This window comes from Flagellimonas sp. MMG031, assembly GCF_040112705.1.
Lineage (GTDB): Bacteria > Bacteroidota > Bacteroidia > Flavobacteriales > Flavobacteriaceae > Flagellimonas.
On the sequence record NZ_CP157804.1, the window covers coordinates 2,232,844 to 2,250,075 of the forward strand.

Sequence of the window (17,232 nt, forward strand, 5' to 3'; positions counted from 1 at the left end):
GGGATAAATATGGAAAATAATAAGGGTAAAAGCGAATGGGTCTCGCAACAAAATTATTCAGAAAGTCAGAGTACCCCTTATTGCATTACGCGGAGGTACGGTAGTTTGACATTTGAGGAAACCGTACAAAACGTAAAAAATGGCATTAAAAAGTTAGGTCTTGACCTTGTTGGTGAATTTGACGTGCGCGAGTATCTCAGTTCAGATATGGAAAAGATGCCTCGGCACCTCATTCTAATGGTATGTGAAAAAGAAACTGCATTAAAACTGATTTCAAATGATATTCAAATGAGCGTTCTTTTTCCGTGCAATGTAACCATTAAGGAAGTGGAAAATAATACGATTATCGAAGTGTCGATAGAAGATACAGATTCGACTTGGTCTTCCGCAAAGAAGAAAGAAATAATAGAGGTGGCCAAAAACACAAAGAACATCTTGAAAAAATTGCTCGACACTATTGAACAGCAAAATGTAAAACTATAATTAACATCAAATTCAACAATCATGAGAAAATCAAATGTAACAACTGGAATTTTGGCCATGGCAATCATAACCCTATCGGCCACATCTTGCAAAGACAAGAAAAAAGTGCAGGAAAACCAAGAAGGTCACCAAACAGAACAAATGGAGGACAGCGGCCATATGGATGGCGCTATGGAAGACCATTCGCAAATGGACCATGACAACATGAATCATGGCGAAATGGCAATGATGTCATCTGAAGTCATCGCTGACTATCTGACGCTAAAGAATGCTCTTGTGTCCGATGACAAAGATGGGGCCGCAAAGGCAGGAGAAAAGCTTGAAGGCAGCCTAAAGAACTTCGATACGAGCAAATTCAGTGATGAACAGCAGGATGAGCTGAAAGACATTATTGAAGATGCCACCGAACATGCAGAACATATCGCGAAAAGTGACATCGGGCATCAACGTGAGCACTTTAAAACCTTGAGCAAAGATGTAGTCGATATGGTCGCCATTACTGGTACAGAAAATACTTTGTATGAACAATATTGCCCAATGTATGATAACAACAAAGGAGGTGCCTGGCTAAGCATGAATGAAGAAATCAAAAATCCATATTTCGGGGATAAGATGCTCACTTGTGGAAAAGTACAAAGGGAAATCAACTAAGTGAAGAAAAGTATAAAAATCATAGCACTAGTGTTTTTGGTCGGGTTTGTGGGGATACAGTTTTTTCCCACTTCCCGAAACCAAAGCGACACAATACCAAAAACTGACTTTATGCTTGTGAACGATGTACCGAAACAAGTGGAGAACATCATCAAGACCTCTTGCTACGATTGCCATAGCAACAACACGGATTATCCTTGGTACAACAAAGTGCAACCCGTTGCCTGGTTTTTGGAGGATCATGTTACCCATGGCAAGGAAGAATTGAATTTTAACGAATGGGCCGATTATTCAAACAGAAGAAAGAACAGCAAGTTAAAATCGATCATAAGTCAGATAGAAAATGGAGAAATGCCCCTTTGGTCTTATACACTAATTCATAGGGAAGCAAAACTTTCGGAGGACAAGAGGAAAACCGTTCTCGATTGGGTTTCAAAATTAAAGGACAGTTTATAAACTAAAAATCCAATAAATGAAGAATTTAAAACATGGTGTAGTAACCCTGCTCATGTTGGGGACTACAATGGGCTACGCACAGCACAAAATAGAACTGAACCATGACCATAGCAAGATGGAGATGAAAGTGGTCGAGTTGGAATTTAACGACAAGAACATCGCCAATGCCTACGAACATTACGAGCACATTAAAAATGACTTGGTCGGTTCCAATCCGGGCGATACCCAAAAGGGAGCGGTTATGTTGAACGAAGCGCTAGAAAAAATCGAGGGTTCCGAAGCGGCATTGGCGGCCTCGCAAAAAATCGCTGCTACCGATAATTTAGAGAGACAGCGAAAGGCTTTTTCCGATTTGAGCAATGAAATGGAACCCTTGTTGAAAGGAACCGTTACATCGGGAAAAATCTATAAGGATTTCTGCCCCATGGCCTTGAACGGAGGTGCTTATTGGTTATCTGCCATTAAGGACATCCGCAACCCATATTATGGAGCAAAAATGCTAAGCTGTGGAAAAGTGACAGCCATCATCGAAAAGTAAAGCTGATTGGGGAGGTTGAATATAGTTAATGATTAGTGTTTAAAATGCTTCCCCTTTTCAGGTAGTAACAATTGATTGTCTCGGTATAGTTATAGGAGTTTTTAAAAATAACGTGTAGAAAAAGAAAATAACATTCGCAAAATCTAGATGGAAACATTAAGCCTTGACATTTTTGTTGTGCCCACCGTTGCGCTGACTTTGGTCATTCTGATGTATATCTATTTTGCCAAACAGGTACGGAACAAAAAAAATTATAGGAACTATATCATCGGTATTGCATTAATAGCGTTTTCGTTCAATTTTATTTGGGAGCTGGCACAAGGTCCGCTCTATGAAGGTTTTGAATACGATTGGCAACATATTTCGTTTTGTGCCTTGGCATCCATCGCCGATATGTTGATGGTGCTTATTCTGCTTTTCGGATTTGGCCTGTTGTATCGCAATGTGTTTTGGATAGATGATTTAACTCCAAAACAGATTTTGGTACTAGTTACAATCGGAACGATCGGTGCCATATTGGGAGAAATTTGGCATACCTCAAGAGGCGATTGGAACTATGCAGGGGCTATGCCTATAGTGCCATGGGTAAATGTGGGGTTGTCGCCGCTATTACAATTTGCGGTATTGCCCTATTTGATTTTTGTGATTGGTAAAAACTATATAAACAAGGGGAATTTGGAAAAGTAAAATCTGGGCTGGTCGGGAATGTGTTTTTTGATTGGTTAGTTATTTAGTGTATTTCATGACCGCCCAGATTGTTTTAATGAAGAAAAAGTCCTGTTATGGGAAGGGGAACTTCGTTGATGTAGTGTTTAACGCCCTTCCCTTGACAGGCACAATATAGATAATGTTGTAATGAAAGATTGTTGTAAAAGGGGGCCGGAAAAGTCAGGGAAACAAGGTTGGAAAAAGTGGTTCAACTATACCATTTACATCGTTATAGGCGCTATTGTATTAGGTGCGCTTATTGTACAGTTAACGAATAATGCATCATAAAAACGATTGATTATGAAAAAAACGGTCTCATTTTTAGTATTACTTCTAAGCCTAATGTCGCTTCATGCAAGTGCACCTAAGTCCATTGAGAACAGTTCAGGGTATTCGGCGAATAGTTTAGGAACCTTTAATACTGTTGAATTGTCCGAAAAACCACAGCAACATACCGAAACCCACGCCGAAAAGCCCATAAACAAAGAAGAGGTAGGTTTGGATGAATTCGACAATTTACATCCGTTGGTAGTGCATTTTCCTATCGTACTCCTGTTGTTTGCGGCATTGCTCCAAGGTATTCAGCTCTTCGTCCTTAAAAGGAACTTGGACTGGGTTATCCTGTTTCTTATCGGTACGGGTTTTATTGGGGCCTACGTAGCGGGAACTTTTGTACACCCGCATACCCATGGCCTTACGGATGTAGCTCAAAAAATCCTGGACAACCATGATAAATATGCAGATTGGACTATTTGGTCAAGTGCTTTGGCCGCAGTTTTAAAAATTATCAGCCTTTTTTGGATAAAACTGAATCGAGGTTTTGAAATTGCCGTTCTCTTTATTATGGCCTTTTCGGCGTTCTCCGTTTCGCAAGCAGGGCATTATGGCGCTCAGCTCGTTTATATTCAGGGTGTTGGACCACAGGGCCAGTATTTGGAAACTGAAAGGGCAGGGGAAGAAAGCCATTCGCATTGAAAAACAAAGCATGAGAAGAATATTTTTAATATCGTCGATAACGCTTTTAGTGGTACTTGCAGGGCTCATAATGTGGAAGCCTCATTTCTGGTGGCTTGCGCTGTTGATCACACCTTTTATGCTTCTCGGCTTAAGAGACTATTTTCAAAAAACCGATAATATCAAAAGAACCTATCCGTTGTTGGGCAGGATTACGAAGCTTCTGGAAAAACAACGTCACGTCGTTCAAGAAACGGTTTTATTGAATAGAACAGAGGGAAAACCTTTCAATTGGATACAGAAAGAAATTGTTTATAAACGTGCCGAGGACGCGGTCAAAAACCAACCCTTTGGAACGCAGATTCCGTATGACGAAGTTGGTCGCGAATGGTTTACCCATTCCACGTATCCTGTTAAGGAAATCAAAGATGATTTTAGGGTTGCCATAGGGAGTTCAAAATGCTCAAAACCCTATTCAGCGAGCATTCTAAATCTGGCAGGGATGAGCTATGGTTCCATCAGTAAAAATGCAACGCTGGCCCTTAACGGCGGTGCAAAAATTGCTGGCTTTGCGCAAAATACCGGCGAAGGTGGATTTACGCCCTACCATCAGGAATATGGAGCTGATATTATCTTTCAGTTCGGTACAGGCTATTTTGGGTGTAGGACAGAAGAAGGGAATTTCGACCCTAAAAAATTTGTGGAAATCGCATCCAATGAAGTGGTCAAAATGATTGAAATAAAAGTCTCACAGGGTGCAAAACCCGGTTTTGGGGCCATTCTTCCTGCCAAAAAAAATACCGAGGAAATCGCAAAGTACAGGGACGTAGAAAAAGGAACCGAAATTCTATCGCCACCACATCACGCTGCATTTGGTACTGATTTGGAAATGGTAGCTTTTATCCAAGAATTACGGAAGCTTTCCGCTGGAAAGCCCATAGGGATTAAAATGTGCATCGGACAGCAGGATGAATTCGAAAGAATGGTCCGCATTTTCGCCGAAAAGCAAAACTATCCGGATTTTATAGCCATAGACGGTGCAGAAGGTGGTTCCGGTGCTGCACATATGGAATCGCTGCATTGGGCTGGAATGCCAATAATTGAAGCCGTGCATTTCGCAAACGGCATTCTTAAAAAGTATGGGTTGCGCGATGAAATAAAAGTAATGGCAGCAGGAAAAATAATTTCAGCTTTTGATATCTATAGAATGTTGGCACTTGGTGCCGATGCTTGCTATAGTGCCAGAGGGATGATGTTTGCCTTGGGCTGCGTACAATCCTTAAAATGCAATCTGGATACCTGCCCTACGGGAATCACCACAATGGAACCTTCAAGGGTCGCATCATTGGTAGTAGAAGATAAAAAGACCAAAGTAGCCAACTACCATAAAAACACTATGGAAGCCTTTAAGGAGCTGCTTAAATCAATGGGAATTGAAAATAGAAGGGGTATCACCAAAATGTATATAAAGAGAAGAATCAGTGAGAATAAAGCAAAAGGCTATGATGAAATTTTTATAGATAACAAATAAGAATGGATAAAGAAAAAGACATAGAAACCACAGGGGCATTTTATGGACAGCTTTTCAATAGCTCAAAGTATGTTCTATTGGTGATGCTTATTGCTTCAGTAATCGAACTGTATGCGCTACCTACTATGGAAGGGTTTTATGCTATGATTATCCTACTGGCCTTAACATTACTAAAGATAGGATTCATTATAGCCTTGTCCTTTAACCAATTGATGAAGATAATTGGTCAGAGCCATCTATTGAGCCACGTACTGGTGTTGTTCGGATACCTGATTGTGTTGATAGTTTTCTCGTTTGCAATAGATTACACAGCGTTGCAGTTTGTGGATGCTATTCATTTTAAAATGAACAACAGTATTGGCAAAGATGGACTGTCGGTATTTTTTGATTTATCCTATTTCAGTTTGATAACATTCTCATCAGTAGGATATGGTGATATAGTCCCAATTTCCTTACCCGCGAAAACCTTGGTGGCGCTTGAAGTGGCACTGCGGTTTTTCGTCCTGGTCTTTGGTATCGCAAATGTGAATAGAATACGAGTAAATAAATAACCTTTAAAAACTAAAAGTATGCAAACACTAAAATCAACTACAGTAACAATGTTGCTCATAATAGCGACAAGTCCACTATGTGGTCAAGATGCAAAAACAGAAAAAGAAGCAGTGCTTACAGTAATGAAAAGCTATAAGGATGCCCTACAAAACCTAACGACCGATGGTACTTTCGAATTATTTACCGAGGATTCCGAGGTTTTTGAATCGGGAGGCGTCGAGGGTACGTACAGCCACTATATAGAACATCATTTAGGACCGGAATTAGGTCATTTTGAAAAATTCGAATTTTCAGATTATGAAATCGATGTAAAGGTAGATGTACCCTATGCCTTTACTACCGAAACGTACATATATACCATTGTCCTCAATCCAGACGACAAGGGAAATAGCCGGACTATAAAGAAAAAAGGGGTAGCAACCTCAATCCTTAAAAAAATAGATGGAAAATGGAAAATAATAAAAACCCATTCATCTTCAAGAAATATTAAGTAACACCCGATGAGTAGATATATTTCAATTAGTATAGTGTTTGGTCTTCTTCTTATTACCAGCTGTAAAGAGAAGAAAACGGAGCCAATGCCAGAACCGTCAAAAGAAGCAATCACAGACCAACCGCCAAAAAAAGTGTTAAGCCCTCACACCTCTGCAATGGCGACCATTGGTAATGCGCACATCCATATTGATTATTCATCGCCAGGGGTTAGGGACAGGATGATTTTTGGTGGTTTGCTGGCGTATGACGAAGTCTGGCAAGCTGGGGCACATATGGCTACGTGGATAGAGACGGATACGGATATAGAAATAGATGGTAAGGAACTAAAAGCAGGTAAATATGGATTTTTTACCATTCCTTCAAAGGAAGAATGGATCATCATTTTAAATTCCAATTGGAACCAGCACGGTAAGGATGAATATGACGAAAAAGATGATGTAATACGATTTAAGGTGACACCGATTATTGCGGATAGCCTAAAGGAACACTTAGAATATAATATCGATAAAATTAGTGATACTGAAGGTGAGATAACATTAGCTTGGGAAAAAGTTAAAGTAGTAATTCCATTCAAAGTAAAATAACAAGATAGGGTCAACAAGGGTACGATGATAAAAAAATTAAAAAAACGTGTATCATCAAAGAATAAAAACTAATACAGTTTAAACCGTGAACGAATTTTTAAAACAATGGGGCGAAGCCGCCTATACGACTACCGGATTTTTCTGGATGGCGCTTTGGGCATTCATTTTGGGTTATATCATCAGTAGTATGATACAGATTTTCGTGACCGAAAAACGGATGCAAAAAACAATGGGCGAAAACGAAGGCAAAAGTGTGCTGTTGGGCACGTTTTTCGGCTTTATAAGTAGCTCGTGCAGTTTTTCTGCTTTGGCAGGTACAAAATCCATCTTTAAGAAAGGTGCAAGTTTTGTGTCTTCCATTGCTTTTCTGTTGGCATCGACCAATCTCGTCATAGAATTGGGGATTATCATTTCCATCTTTTTAGGTTGGCAGTTCGTGGTGGGCGAATATGTAGGTGGTATTCTCTTGATTGGTATTTCGTGGATTCTGATACGACTCATCAATCCTAAAAAACTCATCGAAAAAGCCCGCAAAAATATCGAAAATGAAGATGATGATGAGATGGACGGTTCCAAAGATTGGAAGAAACAAATCAAGAACGAAGACAGTTGGGCGCGCGTTGCCAAAAAATACAAGATGGAATGGCAAATGGTCTGGAAGGATGTAACCGTAGGTTTTACCGTTGCGGGTATTACAGCGGCTTTTGTGCCAGATTCGTTTTTTCAGACCTTATTTATAAATAGTGGTCAAGGCAATACAGATTTCACTTTTCTCGAAATTCTGGAACATATTGTTGTTGGTCCAGTTGCCGCATTCTTAACATTTATCGGTTCAATGGGTAACATCCCATTGGCAGCATTACTATTCAGCAAAGGCGTAAGTTTTGCGGGCGTAATGGCCTTTATTTTTAGCGATTTGGTGGTTTTTCCAGTACTGAGAATCAATGCAAAGTATTATGGTTGGAAAATGTCACTCTTTATTCTATTCTTACTTTTCACGGCATTGATTGGCACCTCTTTGACCTTGCATTATGGTTTCGATTTGCTGGGAATATTGCCCGACCCTTCGCAGGTCAAGATTCAGGATAAGGAACATTTTAAGATTGATTATACCTTTTTCTTGAACGTTGCTTTTCTCATCATTTCGGCCTATCTCGTTTATCTGGGTTTTTTCAAAAAAAAAGATGTAGAACATTCAATGAGCGAGATGGCACCCAAGAGTCCATTGTTGGAAAGTGTTTTAAAATATGCAGCCTTCATCTGTTATATATGGCTCGCTGGGGGACTTATTGTAAAATTTTTAGTGAACTAAAATTCGGATATAGAATAAAACAAATATGGTCAACAGAAAAACAGCAAAATGGATTCGAAAAGCCCACCGCTACTTGGGCATCTTCCTAGGTATTCAGTTCCTGATGTGGACGATTAGCGGGATGTATTTTAGCTGGACGGATATCGATGAAATACACGGCGACCAGTTCAAAAACCAGAAGCCAAAACAGACGGCTTTTTCAGATTTATTGGGTACAGGCCAATTAGATAGTACGCAGCCCATCCAAACGCTTGAATTATTGGAAATAGCAGAAGAACCTTACTATTGGATAAACGAAGCAAAGCTTTATAATGCCAAAACAGGAGAGGAAAAGGACGGTATCACTAAAGAAGAAGCCCAAGAGGTAGCACAAAGATATATACTTCCAGAGCTTAAAATAGCCGCAATAAAAAGGATAGAAGAAGTCGGAGACCACCACGAATATCGAGGACGTCCCCTACCGGCTTATGAGATTTCGTATGAAACACCACAAAATTTAAAGGCTTATGTGGCTGTCGAAAATGGGGCGTTTCAAACGGTGCGGCATAGAGATTGGCGCTGGTTCGACTTTCTGTGGATGACCCATACCATGGACTATGACACAAGAGATAATTTCAACACCCTTTTGTTAAGGTCATTTTCGCTTTTGGGACTAATAACCGTGTTGAGCGGCTTTGTCCTATGGTATATATCATCGCCATCTATTCGAAAGATAAAAAAACAGATTTAGAAAGTAATTTAATGAATGGAGACGTAATTTATGGAAGAAAAGAACCCGAACGGCGAGATTAGAAAAGTGCCATTTGAAAAGGAAGGCGCCTATATTTTAGCGGGCATTATCATACTTTTTATAGTACATACGCTCATTGTACTGGTTTTGAAAACTATTAGTGAATCCGTATAAATTTTTAAGAAACAATAACATTTCAATCTTCAATATCATGAACAAGAACATCATTTACATTGTAGTAGCCGCCTTAGCGGTCGGTTTATTGGGGGGATATTTTATTTTCTCAAACGCTGAGGCCGATCAATCGGCCATAAAAGATCTTTCGGATATGTCCGATAGCCATGACCATTCCGGAGAATCCGAGAATCAGATGTGGACCTGCTCCATGCACCCACAGATTATGCAACCCGAACCGGGAGACTGCCCAATCTGCGGTATGGATCTCATTCCTGCTGAAACCGGAGCGACGGGGCTTAGTGCCAATGAAATAAAAATGACGGACAACGCCTTGGCCTTGGCCAATATACGCACCTCTACCGTTGGTACAGGTGGTTCGGATGGGAGTTCACTTAAACTCTCAGGAAAGATTCGCGAGAACGAAGAAGCCAATGCTACCCAAGCTACATATTTTGCGGGTCGCATTGAACGGCTAAATGTGAATTATACCGGAGAGAACGTTGCCAAGGGCAAACTTTTGGCAACCATCTATTCCCCAGAATTGGTAAGCGCACAACAAGAGCTGTTGACGGCCGCATCCATGAAGGAATCGCAACCGGCATTATACAATGCCGTTCGCAATAAATTAAAATTATGGAAGCTTTCTGACAATCAAATAGATAAGATAGAAGAAGTGGGCAAAGTGCAGGAAAACTTTCCAGTCTATGCCACAGTTTCAGGAACGATTACCGATATCATGGTTGAAGAAGGAGATTATGTAAAACAAGGGCAGCCTTTGTACAAAATTGCCAACTTAAATTCCGTTTGGGCGGTATTCGATGCCTATGAAAATCAGATAGCATCGTTGAAGGAGGGTCAGGAGGTCAAGATAACGACGAATGCCTATCCCAATGAAGAATTTACGGCAAAAATATCCTTTGTAGACCCGTTACTTAATTCTTCTACAAGAACGGTCATGGTAAGGGCAATACTTAACAATAAGGATAATCTCTTGAAGCCGGGTATGTTCGTGGAAGGTACGATCAAAGCTGCCGAAATGCAGATGGAGAATACCGTTATCATACCGGCCAGTGCCGTAATGTGGACGGGGGAACGATCGGTGGTTTATGTAAAGACCAATCCCAATGAGCCTGTCTTTGAAATGCGCGAAGTTGCCCTTGGAAGTACCAATGGCGATACCTATACAATAATTAGCGGGCTTGAAAAGGGGGATCAAATTGTGACCAACGGAACATTTACCGTTGATGCGGCCGCACAGTTACAGGGTAAAAAATCGATGATGAACGCAGAGGGAGGCAAAACCATGACCGGGCATGAGGGTCATTTGGGTATGCAGGAAGGAGATAAAATGGAACCCTCAACAAGTACGGGCACCGACCATTCTAAGATGAAAAAAAGGATTGAAGTATCAAGTGAGTTTCAAGGTCAGTTGAAGCAGGTTTTCGAAGCCTATATAGATGTTAAGGATGCTTTGGTAAATGATGATGGCGCGGCCGCACAAAAAGAAGCAAAACAAATGGAAGAAAGTTTGGCCAAAGTCGATATGAAGTTGCTAAAAGACAAAGAGGCCCATGATCATTGGATGACCATTCAAAAAGAGCTCAAAGCATCGTCAAATGCAGTGGCCAGCACTTCTGAGATCAAGGAGCAAAGGGACCACTTTAAACATTTATCGGCCCACATGATCAGCGGTGTTCAGCTTTTTGGAGTCAATCAAAAAGTGTACAACAGCTATTGCCCGATGGCAGATAGCAATAAGGGAGCCAATTGGCTAAGCCTGGAAAAGGAGATTCGAAACCCATACTACGGAGAAGCAATGATGACTTGTGGGGAAATTAGGGGAACGATACAATAATTAATTATAAGGCCGATAAAATTATAATAGAGAAAATTGAATGGTGTGAGTAAAAGAAAAATGAAAAGATTTTGGCATCATGAGTCAAAAACGTAGGGAGAGAAGAAGCCAACAAAGAAAGGAGAGCAAGAAAACAAAAATAGAATCTAACCGAAAAACAAGATTCTATGCTGCATTGGCGATTATCATCTTGTTTATAGTCACGGTAGTCTTGGTTTTGTTGAGAGCGATTTGGGAACATCGGTCCCATCTGTGATAATGGATAATGTGAGCGCAATGTATTTTAAAACTTTATCATGAGCCATATGCTGCACATAAAAAACATGGTCTGCCCAAGATGTGTTACGGCGGTATACAATGTTCTGAAAAAGATTGGTATTGATTATTCCAATGTGCAACTGGGCCAAGTCACATTGAAGGAAGAACTGACCGCAAAACAAGAAAATCAATTACAAACCGAATTGAATAAGCTGGGTTTTTCTTTGATCGGTAATCGCAAGTCTCAATTGATCGAGCGTATGAAAAATCTTGTAATAGAAAAAATTTTTCATTCAAGACAAGAATTAAACGTCAAATTGACCGATTATGTTGGTTCAGAAATAGGTCTGGATTACAAGTACTTAAGTTCCCTTTTCTCTTCCGTGGAGATTATCACTTTTGAACAGTATGTCATTAGCCAAAAAATTGAAAGGGTTAAGGAATTGCTCATCTATGACGAGCTAAGCTTAAAGGAAATAGCCCATCAGTTAGACTATAGCAGTGTCGCGTATTTAAGCAACCAGTTCAAAAAAATCAATGGTATGGCACCTACACAATTTAAGAAAAGTGCCCTTCAAAATAGAAAATCGCTGGATAACATATAATTTATAAGCTTAACCTTCTCTTCGTGGCTTGTGATAAGAAGTCGATTCCCATGCATTGAATTTCATTATCATCTTCTTTATGTTCAGGTTTCAATAAAGATGTTTAGAGATTTTTTGGTGCATAGTGATGGGCGAACTTAAACCTATTGCACTGAATTTTTAGTCATTAATGGCAAAAGCTCGATTACAATAAAACTTTTTAGGTAATCGCATACTTAAATTGATGTAAATAGCCCTAAATAATCGAATGGGTCAAGGTTTGTTTTTTTTCAAACAACGCCCAGATTTAGTAAATGTTATTTTTCGATAACGTATTTGAATCAACACTTCTGATTCAAAAGGTGAAATTGTTAGAATAAAAATTGATCATAATATGAAAAGAAGATACGAAATAGAAGGAATGACCTGTAACGGCTGTAGAAATCATGTTGAAAATGCACTTTTAAACGTCGCAGGAGTGGCCGATGTATCTGTCGATTTGAAGGATGCCGAAGCAACGGTAGAGTCGCAATTTGAAGTGCCTTTGGAAAATTTGCAAGAGGCCTTAAAAAATGCTGGTAATCAATATAAAATACAACCTGTAAATTGAGTGGAACATGGCTAAAATAATCCCTTTATAGTTGTCCAGTAATCTTGATGATGGCCAAAAAGAATGAAATCATATTAACCAATTAAAAGTATATACAATGGAAAATAAAGAAAAGAAAGTCAACAATTACTTAAAGTTCTTCGCAATGATCGGTACCTCAATGGTCGCGATGTTCTTTTTAATGTACACACACTCCTATCAGATTATCGATCACTTCTGGTATAGTGAAACCAGGTTCTTTATGACGTTGATCATGGGTGGGTCCATGGTTATTATCATGCTGCTGTATATGCTACAGATGTACAAAGACCGCAATAAGAATATTGCCATCTTGGCTTTGGGTGTTTTGCTGATCGCAGGCGGAATATGGCTGGTCAGGAGCCAGGTTACGGTTTCCGGTGTTGACTATATGGAAGGTATGATTCCCCATCATTCCATCGCTATCCTAACTAGTGAACGATCTCAAATAAAAGATATTAGGGTAAGAAAACTTGCCGATGAGATCATCAAAGCGCAGCGTCGGGAAATAATGGAAATGCAATGGTTAATCAACGATATCAAGAAAAATGGGATAGTAGAAACAGAAGAAGAAAAGGAAAAGCGTTCGCTTCCCAAATTTGAAGGATCGCTTACCGAAGAAACAACAAACCTTGACTGATACGGAAAAGTGAATGTCAGGAGGTAATAACAGTTTTTACTTTCGAAAGGAAAAAACGAAAATACAGGAGAATAAACGAAGGCATTTCGGACGTTAAATTATAAACGCATAAAATTTTTATGAAAATACAGCAATTTGAATATGAACCACTTTCCCACTATTCATACGCACTGCTGAGCGAAGGGGAGATGGCGATAATCGATCCCGATCGCGACCCGATGCAGTATTATAATCTTGCGCATAAAGAAAATGCTGTGATTAGAGCTGTGCTATTGACCCACTCCCATGCAGACTTTGTAAGCTCACATTGGCAAATTAGCAAAGAAACAGGTGTCACGATTTATAACAGCAGCAAATTGGAAGCTGAATACCCTTTCGAAAGTTTTGATGGGAACAGTGCCATATTCGTGGGCAATACCAAACTAGAAGCCATAAATACTCCTGGGCATTCATACGATAGTATTTCCATTCTTGCCACAGATGAAAATGAGGTTGCACTTTTTACGGGGGACACCTTATTGATCGGGGATGTCGGACGCCCGGACCTGCGCGGAAATGAAGATGACAAAGAGCAAAAAAAGCAAGCACTGGCCCGTGAAATGTTCAACACAATTCGAACTAAATTCAAAAAAATACCGAATGAGGCCATTATTTACCCCGCCCACGGGGCGGGATCCCTGTGCGGCAAAAGCATGTCGGCAGATAGCATTAGCACATTAGGTAGGGAGCGAAAGGATAACTGGGCATTTGGCCATCAGAATGAAGACGAGTTTGTCAAAGAACTCCTTGAAGACCAACCGTTCATACCGGCCTATTTCAAACATGATGTAGCTATGAACAAAAAGAAAGTTGAATCGATTGATATGGTTACCGCTAAAATCCCTATTCATCTTAATGCCGAAACACCAAAAGATAATATCTTAATTGTCGATAGTCGTGATGAAAACGAGTTTAAACAAGGTCATTGGCCACAGAGTATCAATATTATGCAGGGTGGCGAAGCATCCTCTTTTGAAACATGGTTAGGTACTATAATCCAACCAAATGAGGAATTTCATCTGGTTGTCGATTCTCCAAAAAGTGTAAAGACCATCGCCCGGCGGGTGGCGAAGATTGGATATGAAAATCAACTCAAGGCGATAATTACCCTTTCGAAGAAAAGCTTTGTCGAAAACGAGCGATTGGATTTCAAGCATTTTGTGCAAAATCTGGATAATTACACCATTGTCGATGTCAGAAATACGGATGAAGTAAGAAAAAAGAAAATTTTTGACGGTGCCCTGAACCAACCCCTACACGAACTAAGGGAATCAATTCAGGACATTCCTAACGACAAACCCATTATTGTCCATTGTGGCAGTGGATATAGAAGCGCGATCGGAAGCAGCATACTTTCAAATGAATTGCAAGACGTAAAAGTATATGACCTAGGGGAAGTTATTGAGAAATTCAAATAACCAAGATGCTAAGTTTTAATTGGCAGAAGATGTAAGACAAAATTTTAAATGGTCATGGGAACACGTTTTTTTACAGGTTTAATCATTTCACTCTTAGTATTGGCAACTACAAATGCGCAGACCGTCGATTCGCTACCGCCGATATCGGCCTCCAAATCCTATTCCAACTATAGCAATGTCATTGGCTGGAAAAATGGAAGGACCCCCAAAGCCCCGCCCGGTTTTACCGTTACAAAATATGCTGACGGTTTCAAGAATCCAAGGTGGATGTACGTTACACCGAACGGCGATGTACTTGTGGCGCAAAGCAATTCGAATTATCCGCTCTGGAAAAAAATCGGGGCATGGTTCATCGGGGCATCAAAGTCGAAAAGCTTTAAGAACAGTGCGGACTTGATAACCTTGCTCCGCGATGTAGACAAGGACGGGTCTCCCGATGAACGTACCGTATTTCTCGAAAAGGAACTCGATCAACCATTCGGAATGCTTGTGCTAGATGATTGGTTCTATGTGGCCAATACCAACGGATTGCTACGTTTTCCTTACAAGCCCGGTCAATTGCAAATATCGGGAAAAGCGGAAAAAATTACCACCTTACCCGCAGGAAAGGCCAATCGGCACTGGACACGCAATATTATTGCCAACAAGGACGGCTCGAAAATATATATAGCGGTCGGTAGTGGCTCGAATGTTGGGGAGAAAGGGGCAGAGGCTGAATTCATGAAGGCGGCCATTCTTGAGATTGATCCCGATGGCGCAGGACTAAGAATTTTCGCATCAGGACTAAGAAACCCCGTGGGTATGGATTGGAATCCCGTTACCGGAGACTTATGGACGGCGGTCAACGAACGCGACGGATTGGGCAACAACCTCGTACCTGATTATTTGACCAGTGTCCGCGAAAACGGATTTTACGGTTGGCCCTACTTGTATTATGGGCAAAATGAAGATCCTAGGGTAAAATGGGTGCCTTCGGCCCAAGTGGGAAATACACTGATGCCCGATGTGAACGTTGGCCCCCATACCGCATCTTTGGGATTGACGTTCTACACGGGCGATTCCTTCCCCGAAAAGTATCGGAACGGGGCCTTTGTCGTACAGCATGGCTCTTGGAACAGACAGGTTTTATCAGGCTATAAAGTGGTTTTCGTGCCTTTCGAGAACGGAGAACAAACTGGAAAACCTGAAGATTTTTTAACGGGTTTTATTGTTGACGGCAAAAAAGATGAGGTCTATGGCCGACCCGTGGGTGCCGCCATACTACCCGATGGATCGATGTTGATATCCGATGATGTGACCAATAGGATCTGGAGAATTAGTTGGGACGGTAAACGCGGTATGTGAGGGATTCTCAGTGGGGGTTTGCCGTTTTATAAGTACTTTTATTTATGGAAGATGCACAACCTCCGATAAATGATTTGAGAAATCTTTTTGAAGAAGCCAAGGCTAAAAGCGAATTCGATTTTGTACTTAACCTGATTAATTATAGGGGAATCAGTTCATCTAATTTAAACTCTAACCTTCATGAATGGTTCGATGCAATCGAGTTTTATAAAAGGTTGTACAATGAATTAGAAGGAAAAGAGAAAACCCGTATGGGTTTACAGATTTACTCCACTTTTTTTGAGAACAGCGACTTCTACAACATAATAGGTAATTTGTGCCGTATTAAATTGGGGTACAAAGGTTCATCATATCTTTTTTGGAAAACGAAAAAATATGAGCGCCTTTTGGGAATTGGCGAAAAACAAGATTTCTTGATGGAGCTCTTGGCCGATTCGGAAAAGCAGCACCTAATCGATTTTTATGAACAGAACCATTTTAAAGAAATACGCAACAGTTTCTTTCATTCCGCCTATTCTATAGACGAAGGTCGGTATGTTATGCACGATTCAGACCCTATCAATTTAGATGGCGTTTTGATTCATTCCTTCGATTTAGATGAATTTTTCTATCCCAAGTTGAACAATGTTATTGACTTATTTGACATTTTCAAGAAATTGTATTTTCAATATTTTAATTCTTATAAAAAGGATGTGGTTGTAATGGGAATGTTTCCCAATCCTTGCGAGGTTACCATTTTGGGTTCTGAGGAAGGACTGAAAGGTTTCCGCATTAAAAATGCCGTCAACTTCTTTGGTAAATGGCACGATTCTGGCATTTGGTTCGATGAAGAGTATGGTTTTTGGGCAGGCCATAATATCAATATGAACTTAGCCAGAATTGAAGATATAGAGATTGACGAACAATTAAGACGATACGAAACAAAAGCTAACATTACCAAGAATGACTTAGAGTTTTTCAATTTGGTGGATAAAATCAAAGAACGAAATAACCCGCAGGAAATACGACGAGCAACACTATTACTGTTGAAATTTGGGGATGTCCGTAAAGACAAAATGGATGTAGAGGAAAATGAGTACAAGAAAAGGAGCTTTCCCAAAATCATTCTTCCCTATTATCGCAAAGCCATAGAGATAGGGGCACATATCTTCAAGGATTTAGAACAGTTTAAGAAAACAGTCGCTGAGCTAGAAAAACAACTTTGACTAGTTGTTTTCCCGAGAATATTACAACTCTTTCAGCAAATTTCGTAACAAGGTTGGCGGTAACGATTCTGAACTTTGCATAAAGCAATT

Annotated in this window: 20 protein-coding genes; all 20 read left to right on the top strand. The window is 40.3% G+C overall.

Features of this window, described 5'->3' with window-relative positions:
* The first annotated feature begins 9 nt into the window (after positions 1 to 9).
* Positions 10 to 483 (top strand): DUF302 domain-containing protein, encoded by a 474-nt coding sequence (locus ABNE31_RS09985; protein WP_067033754.1) that lies wholly within the window; start codon positions 10 to 12, stop codon positions 481 to 483.
* A gap of 21 nt (positions 484 to 504) precedes the next feature.
* Entirely contained in the window at positions 505 to 1,134 is a 630-nt protein-coding gene (locus tag ABNE31_RS09990) for a DUF3347 domain-containing protein (RefSeq protein WP_067033751.1), read from the top strand.
* Positions 1,135 to 1,590, top strand: coding sequence for a heme-binding domain-containing protein (locus ABNE31_RS09995; protein WP_067033748.1), 456 nt, complete (start codon positions 1,135 to 1,137; stop codon positions 1,588 to 1,590).
* 16 nt (positions 1,591 to 1,606) lie between these two features.
* Positions 1,607 to 2,128 (top strand): DUF3347 domain-containing protein, encoded by a 522-nt coding sequence (locus ABNE31_RS10000; protein ID WP_067033744.1) that lies wholly within the window; start codon positions 1,607 to 1,609, stop codon positions 2,126 to 2,128.
* A gap of 147 nt (positions 2,129 to 2,275) precedes the next feature.
* Positions 2,276 to 2,815: a hypothetical protein gene (locus ABNE31_RS10005; RefSeq protein ID WP_067033742.1), complete on the top strand. Its 540-nt coding sequence runs from the start codon at positions 2,276 to 2,278 to the stop codon at positions 2,813 to 2,815.
* 321 nt (positions 2,816 to 3,136) lie between these two features.
* Positions 3,137 to 3,811: a DUF2231 domain-containing protein gene (locus ABNE31_RS10010; protein WP_067033778.1), complete on the top strand. Its 675-nt coding sequence runs from the start codon at positions 3,137 to 3,139 to the stop codon at positions 3,809 to 3,811.
* A 10-nt stretch (positions 3,812 to 3,821) separates the two neighbouring features.
* Positions 3,822 to 5,321: an FMN-binding glutamate synthase family protein gene (locus ABNE31_RS10015; protein ID WP_067033740.1), complete on the top strand. Its 1,500-nt coding sequence runs from the start codon at positions 3,822 to 3,824 to the stop codon at positions 5,319 to 5,321.
* 2 nt (positions 5,322 to 5,323) lie between these two features.
* Positions 5,324 to 5,872, top strand: coding sequence for an ion channel (locus ABNE31_RS10020; RefSeq protein WP_067033738.1), 549 nt, complete (start codon positions 5,324 to 5,326; stop codon positions 5,870 to 5,872).
* Positions 5,873 to 5,890: 18 nt separating this feature from the next.
* On the top strand, positions 5,891 to 6,367 hold the full coding sequence (locus ABNE31_RS10025) for a nuclear transport factor 2 family protein (RefSeq protein ID WP_067033736.1): 477 nt from the start codon (positions 5,891 to 5,893) through the stop codon (positions 6,365 to 6,367).
* Between the two features lie 6 nt (positions 6,368 to 6,373).
* Positions 6,374 to 6,952, top strand: a complete 579-nt coding sequence (locus ABNE31_RS10030; protein WP_166247887.1) for a DUF2911 domain-containing protein — start codon at positions 6,374 to 6,376, stop codon at positions 6,950 to 6,952.
* 85 nt (positions 6,953 to 7,037) lie between these two features.
* On the top strand, positions 7,038 to 8,264 hold the full coding sequence (locus ABNE31_RS10035) for a permease (protein WP_067033730.1): 1,227 nt from the start codon (positions 7,038 to 7,040) through the stop codon (positions 8,262 to 8,264).
* 25 nt (positions 8,265 to 8,289) lie between these two features.
* Positions 8,290 to 8,994, top strand: coding sequence for a PepSY domain-containing protein (locus ABNE31_RS10040; protein WP_067033727.1), 705 nt, complete (start codon positions 8,290 to 8,292; stop codon positions 8,992 to 8,994).
* Positions 8,995 to 9,024: 30 nt separating this feature from the next.
* Complete coding sequence (locus ABNE31_RS10045) at positions 9,025 to 9,168, top strand: hypothetical protein (RefSeq protein ID WP_162987835.1); 144 nt, start codon at positions 9,025 to 9,027, stop codon at positions 9,166 to 9,168.
* Positions 9,169 to 9,205: 37 nt separating this feature from the next.
* Entirely contained in the window at positions 9,206 to 11,026 is a 1,821-nt protein-coding gene (locus tag ABNE31_RS10050) for an efflux RND transporter periplasmic adaptor subunit (RefSeq protein ID WP_067033724.1), read from the top strand.
* A 296-nt stretch (positions 11,027 to 11,322) separates the two neighbouring features.
* Positions 11,323 to 11,889 (top strand): AraC family transcriptional regulator, encoded by a 567-nt coding sequence (locus tag ABNE31_RS10055; protein WP_067033721.1) that lies wholly within the window; start codon positions 11,323 to 11,325, stop codon positions 11,887 to 11,889.
* Positions 11,890 to 12,262: 373 nt separating this feature from the next.
* The gene (locus ABNE31_RS10060) at positions 12,263 to 12,478 is read left to right on the top strand and encodes a heavy metal-associated domain-containing protein (protein ID WP_067033717.1); all 216 of its coding nucleotides are present in this window, start codon (positions 12,263 to 12,265) and stop codon (positions 12,476 to 12,478) included.
* Between the two features lie 97 nt (positions 12,479 to 12,575).
* Positions 12,576 to 13,136: a DUF305 domain-containing protein gene (locus ABNE31_RS10065; protein ID WP_067032975.1), complete on the top strand. Its 561-nt coding sequence runs from the start codon at positions 12,576 to 12,578 to the stop codon at positions 13,134 to 13,136.
* Positions 13,137 to 13,255: 119 nt separating this feature from the next.
* A complete protein-coding gene (locus tag ABNE31_RS10070) occupies positions 13,256 to 14,593 on the top strand; it encodes an MBL fold metallo-hydrolase (RefSeq protein ID WP_067032972.1) in 1,338 nt (445 codons plus the stop codon).
* 48 nt (positions 14,594 to 14,641) lie between these two features.
* Positions 14,642 to 15,937: a sorbosone dehydrogenase family protein gene (locus ABNE31_RS10075; protein WP_166247888.1), complete on the top strand. Its 1,296-nt coding sequence runs from the start codon at positions 14,642 to 14,644 to the stop codon at positions 15,935 to 15,937.
* Between the two features lie 251 nt (positions 15,938 to 16,188).
* The gene (locus ABNE31_RS10080) at positions 16,189 to 17,142 is read left to right on the top strand and encodes a hypothetical protein (protein WP_293283848.1); all 954 of its coding nucleotides are present in this window, start codon (positions 16,189 to 16,191) and stop codon (positions 17,140 to 17,142) included.
* Positions 17,143 to 17,232 lie beyond the last annotated feature (90 nt).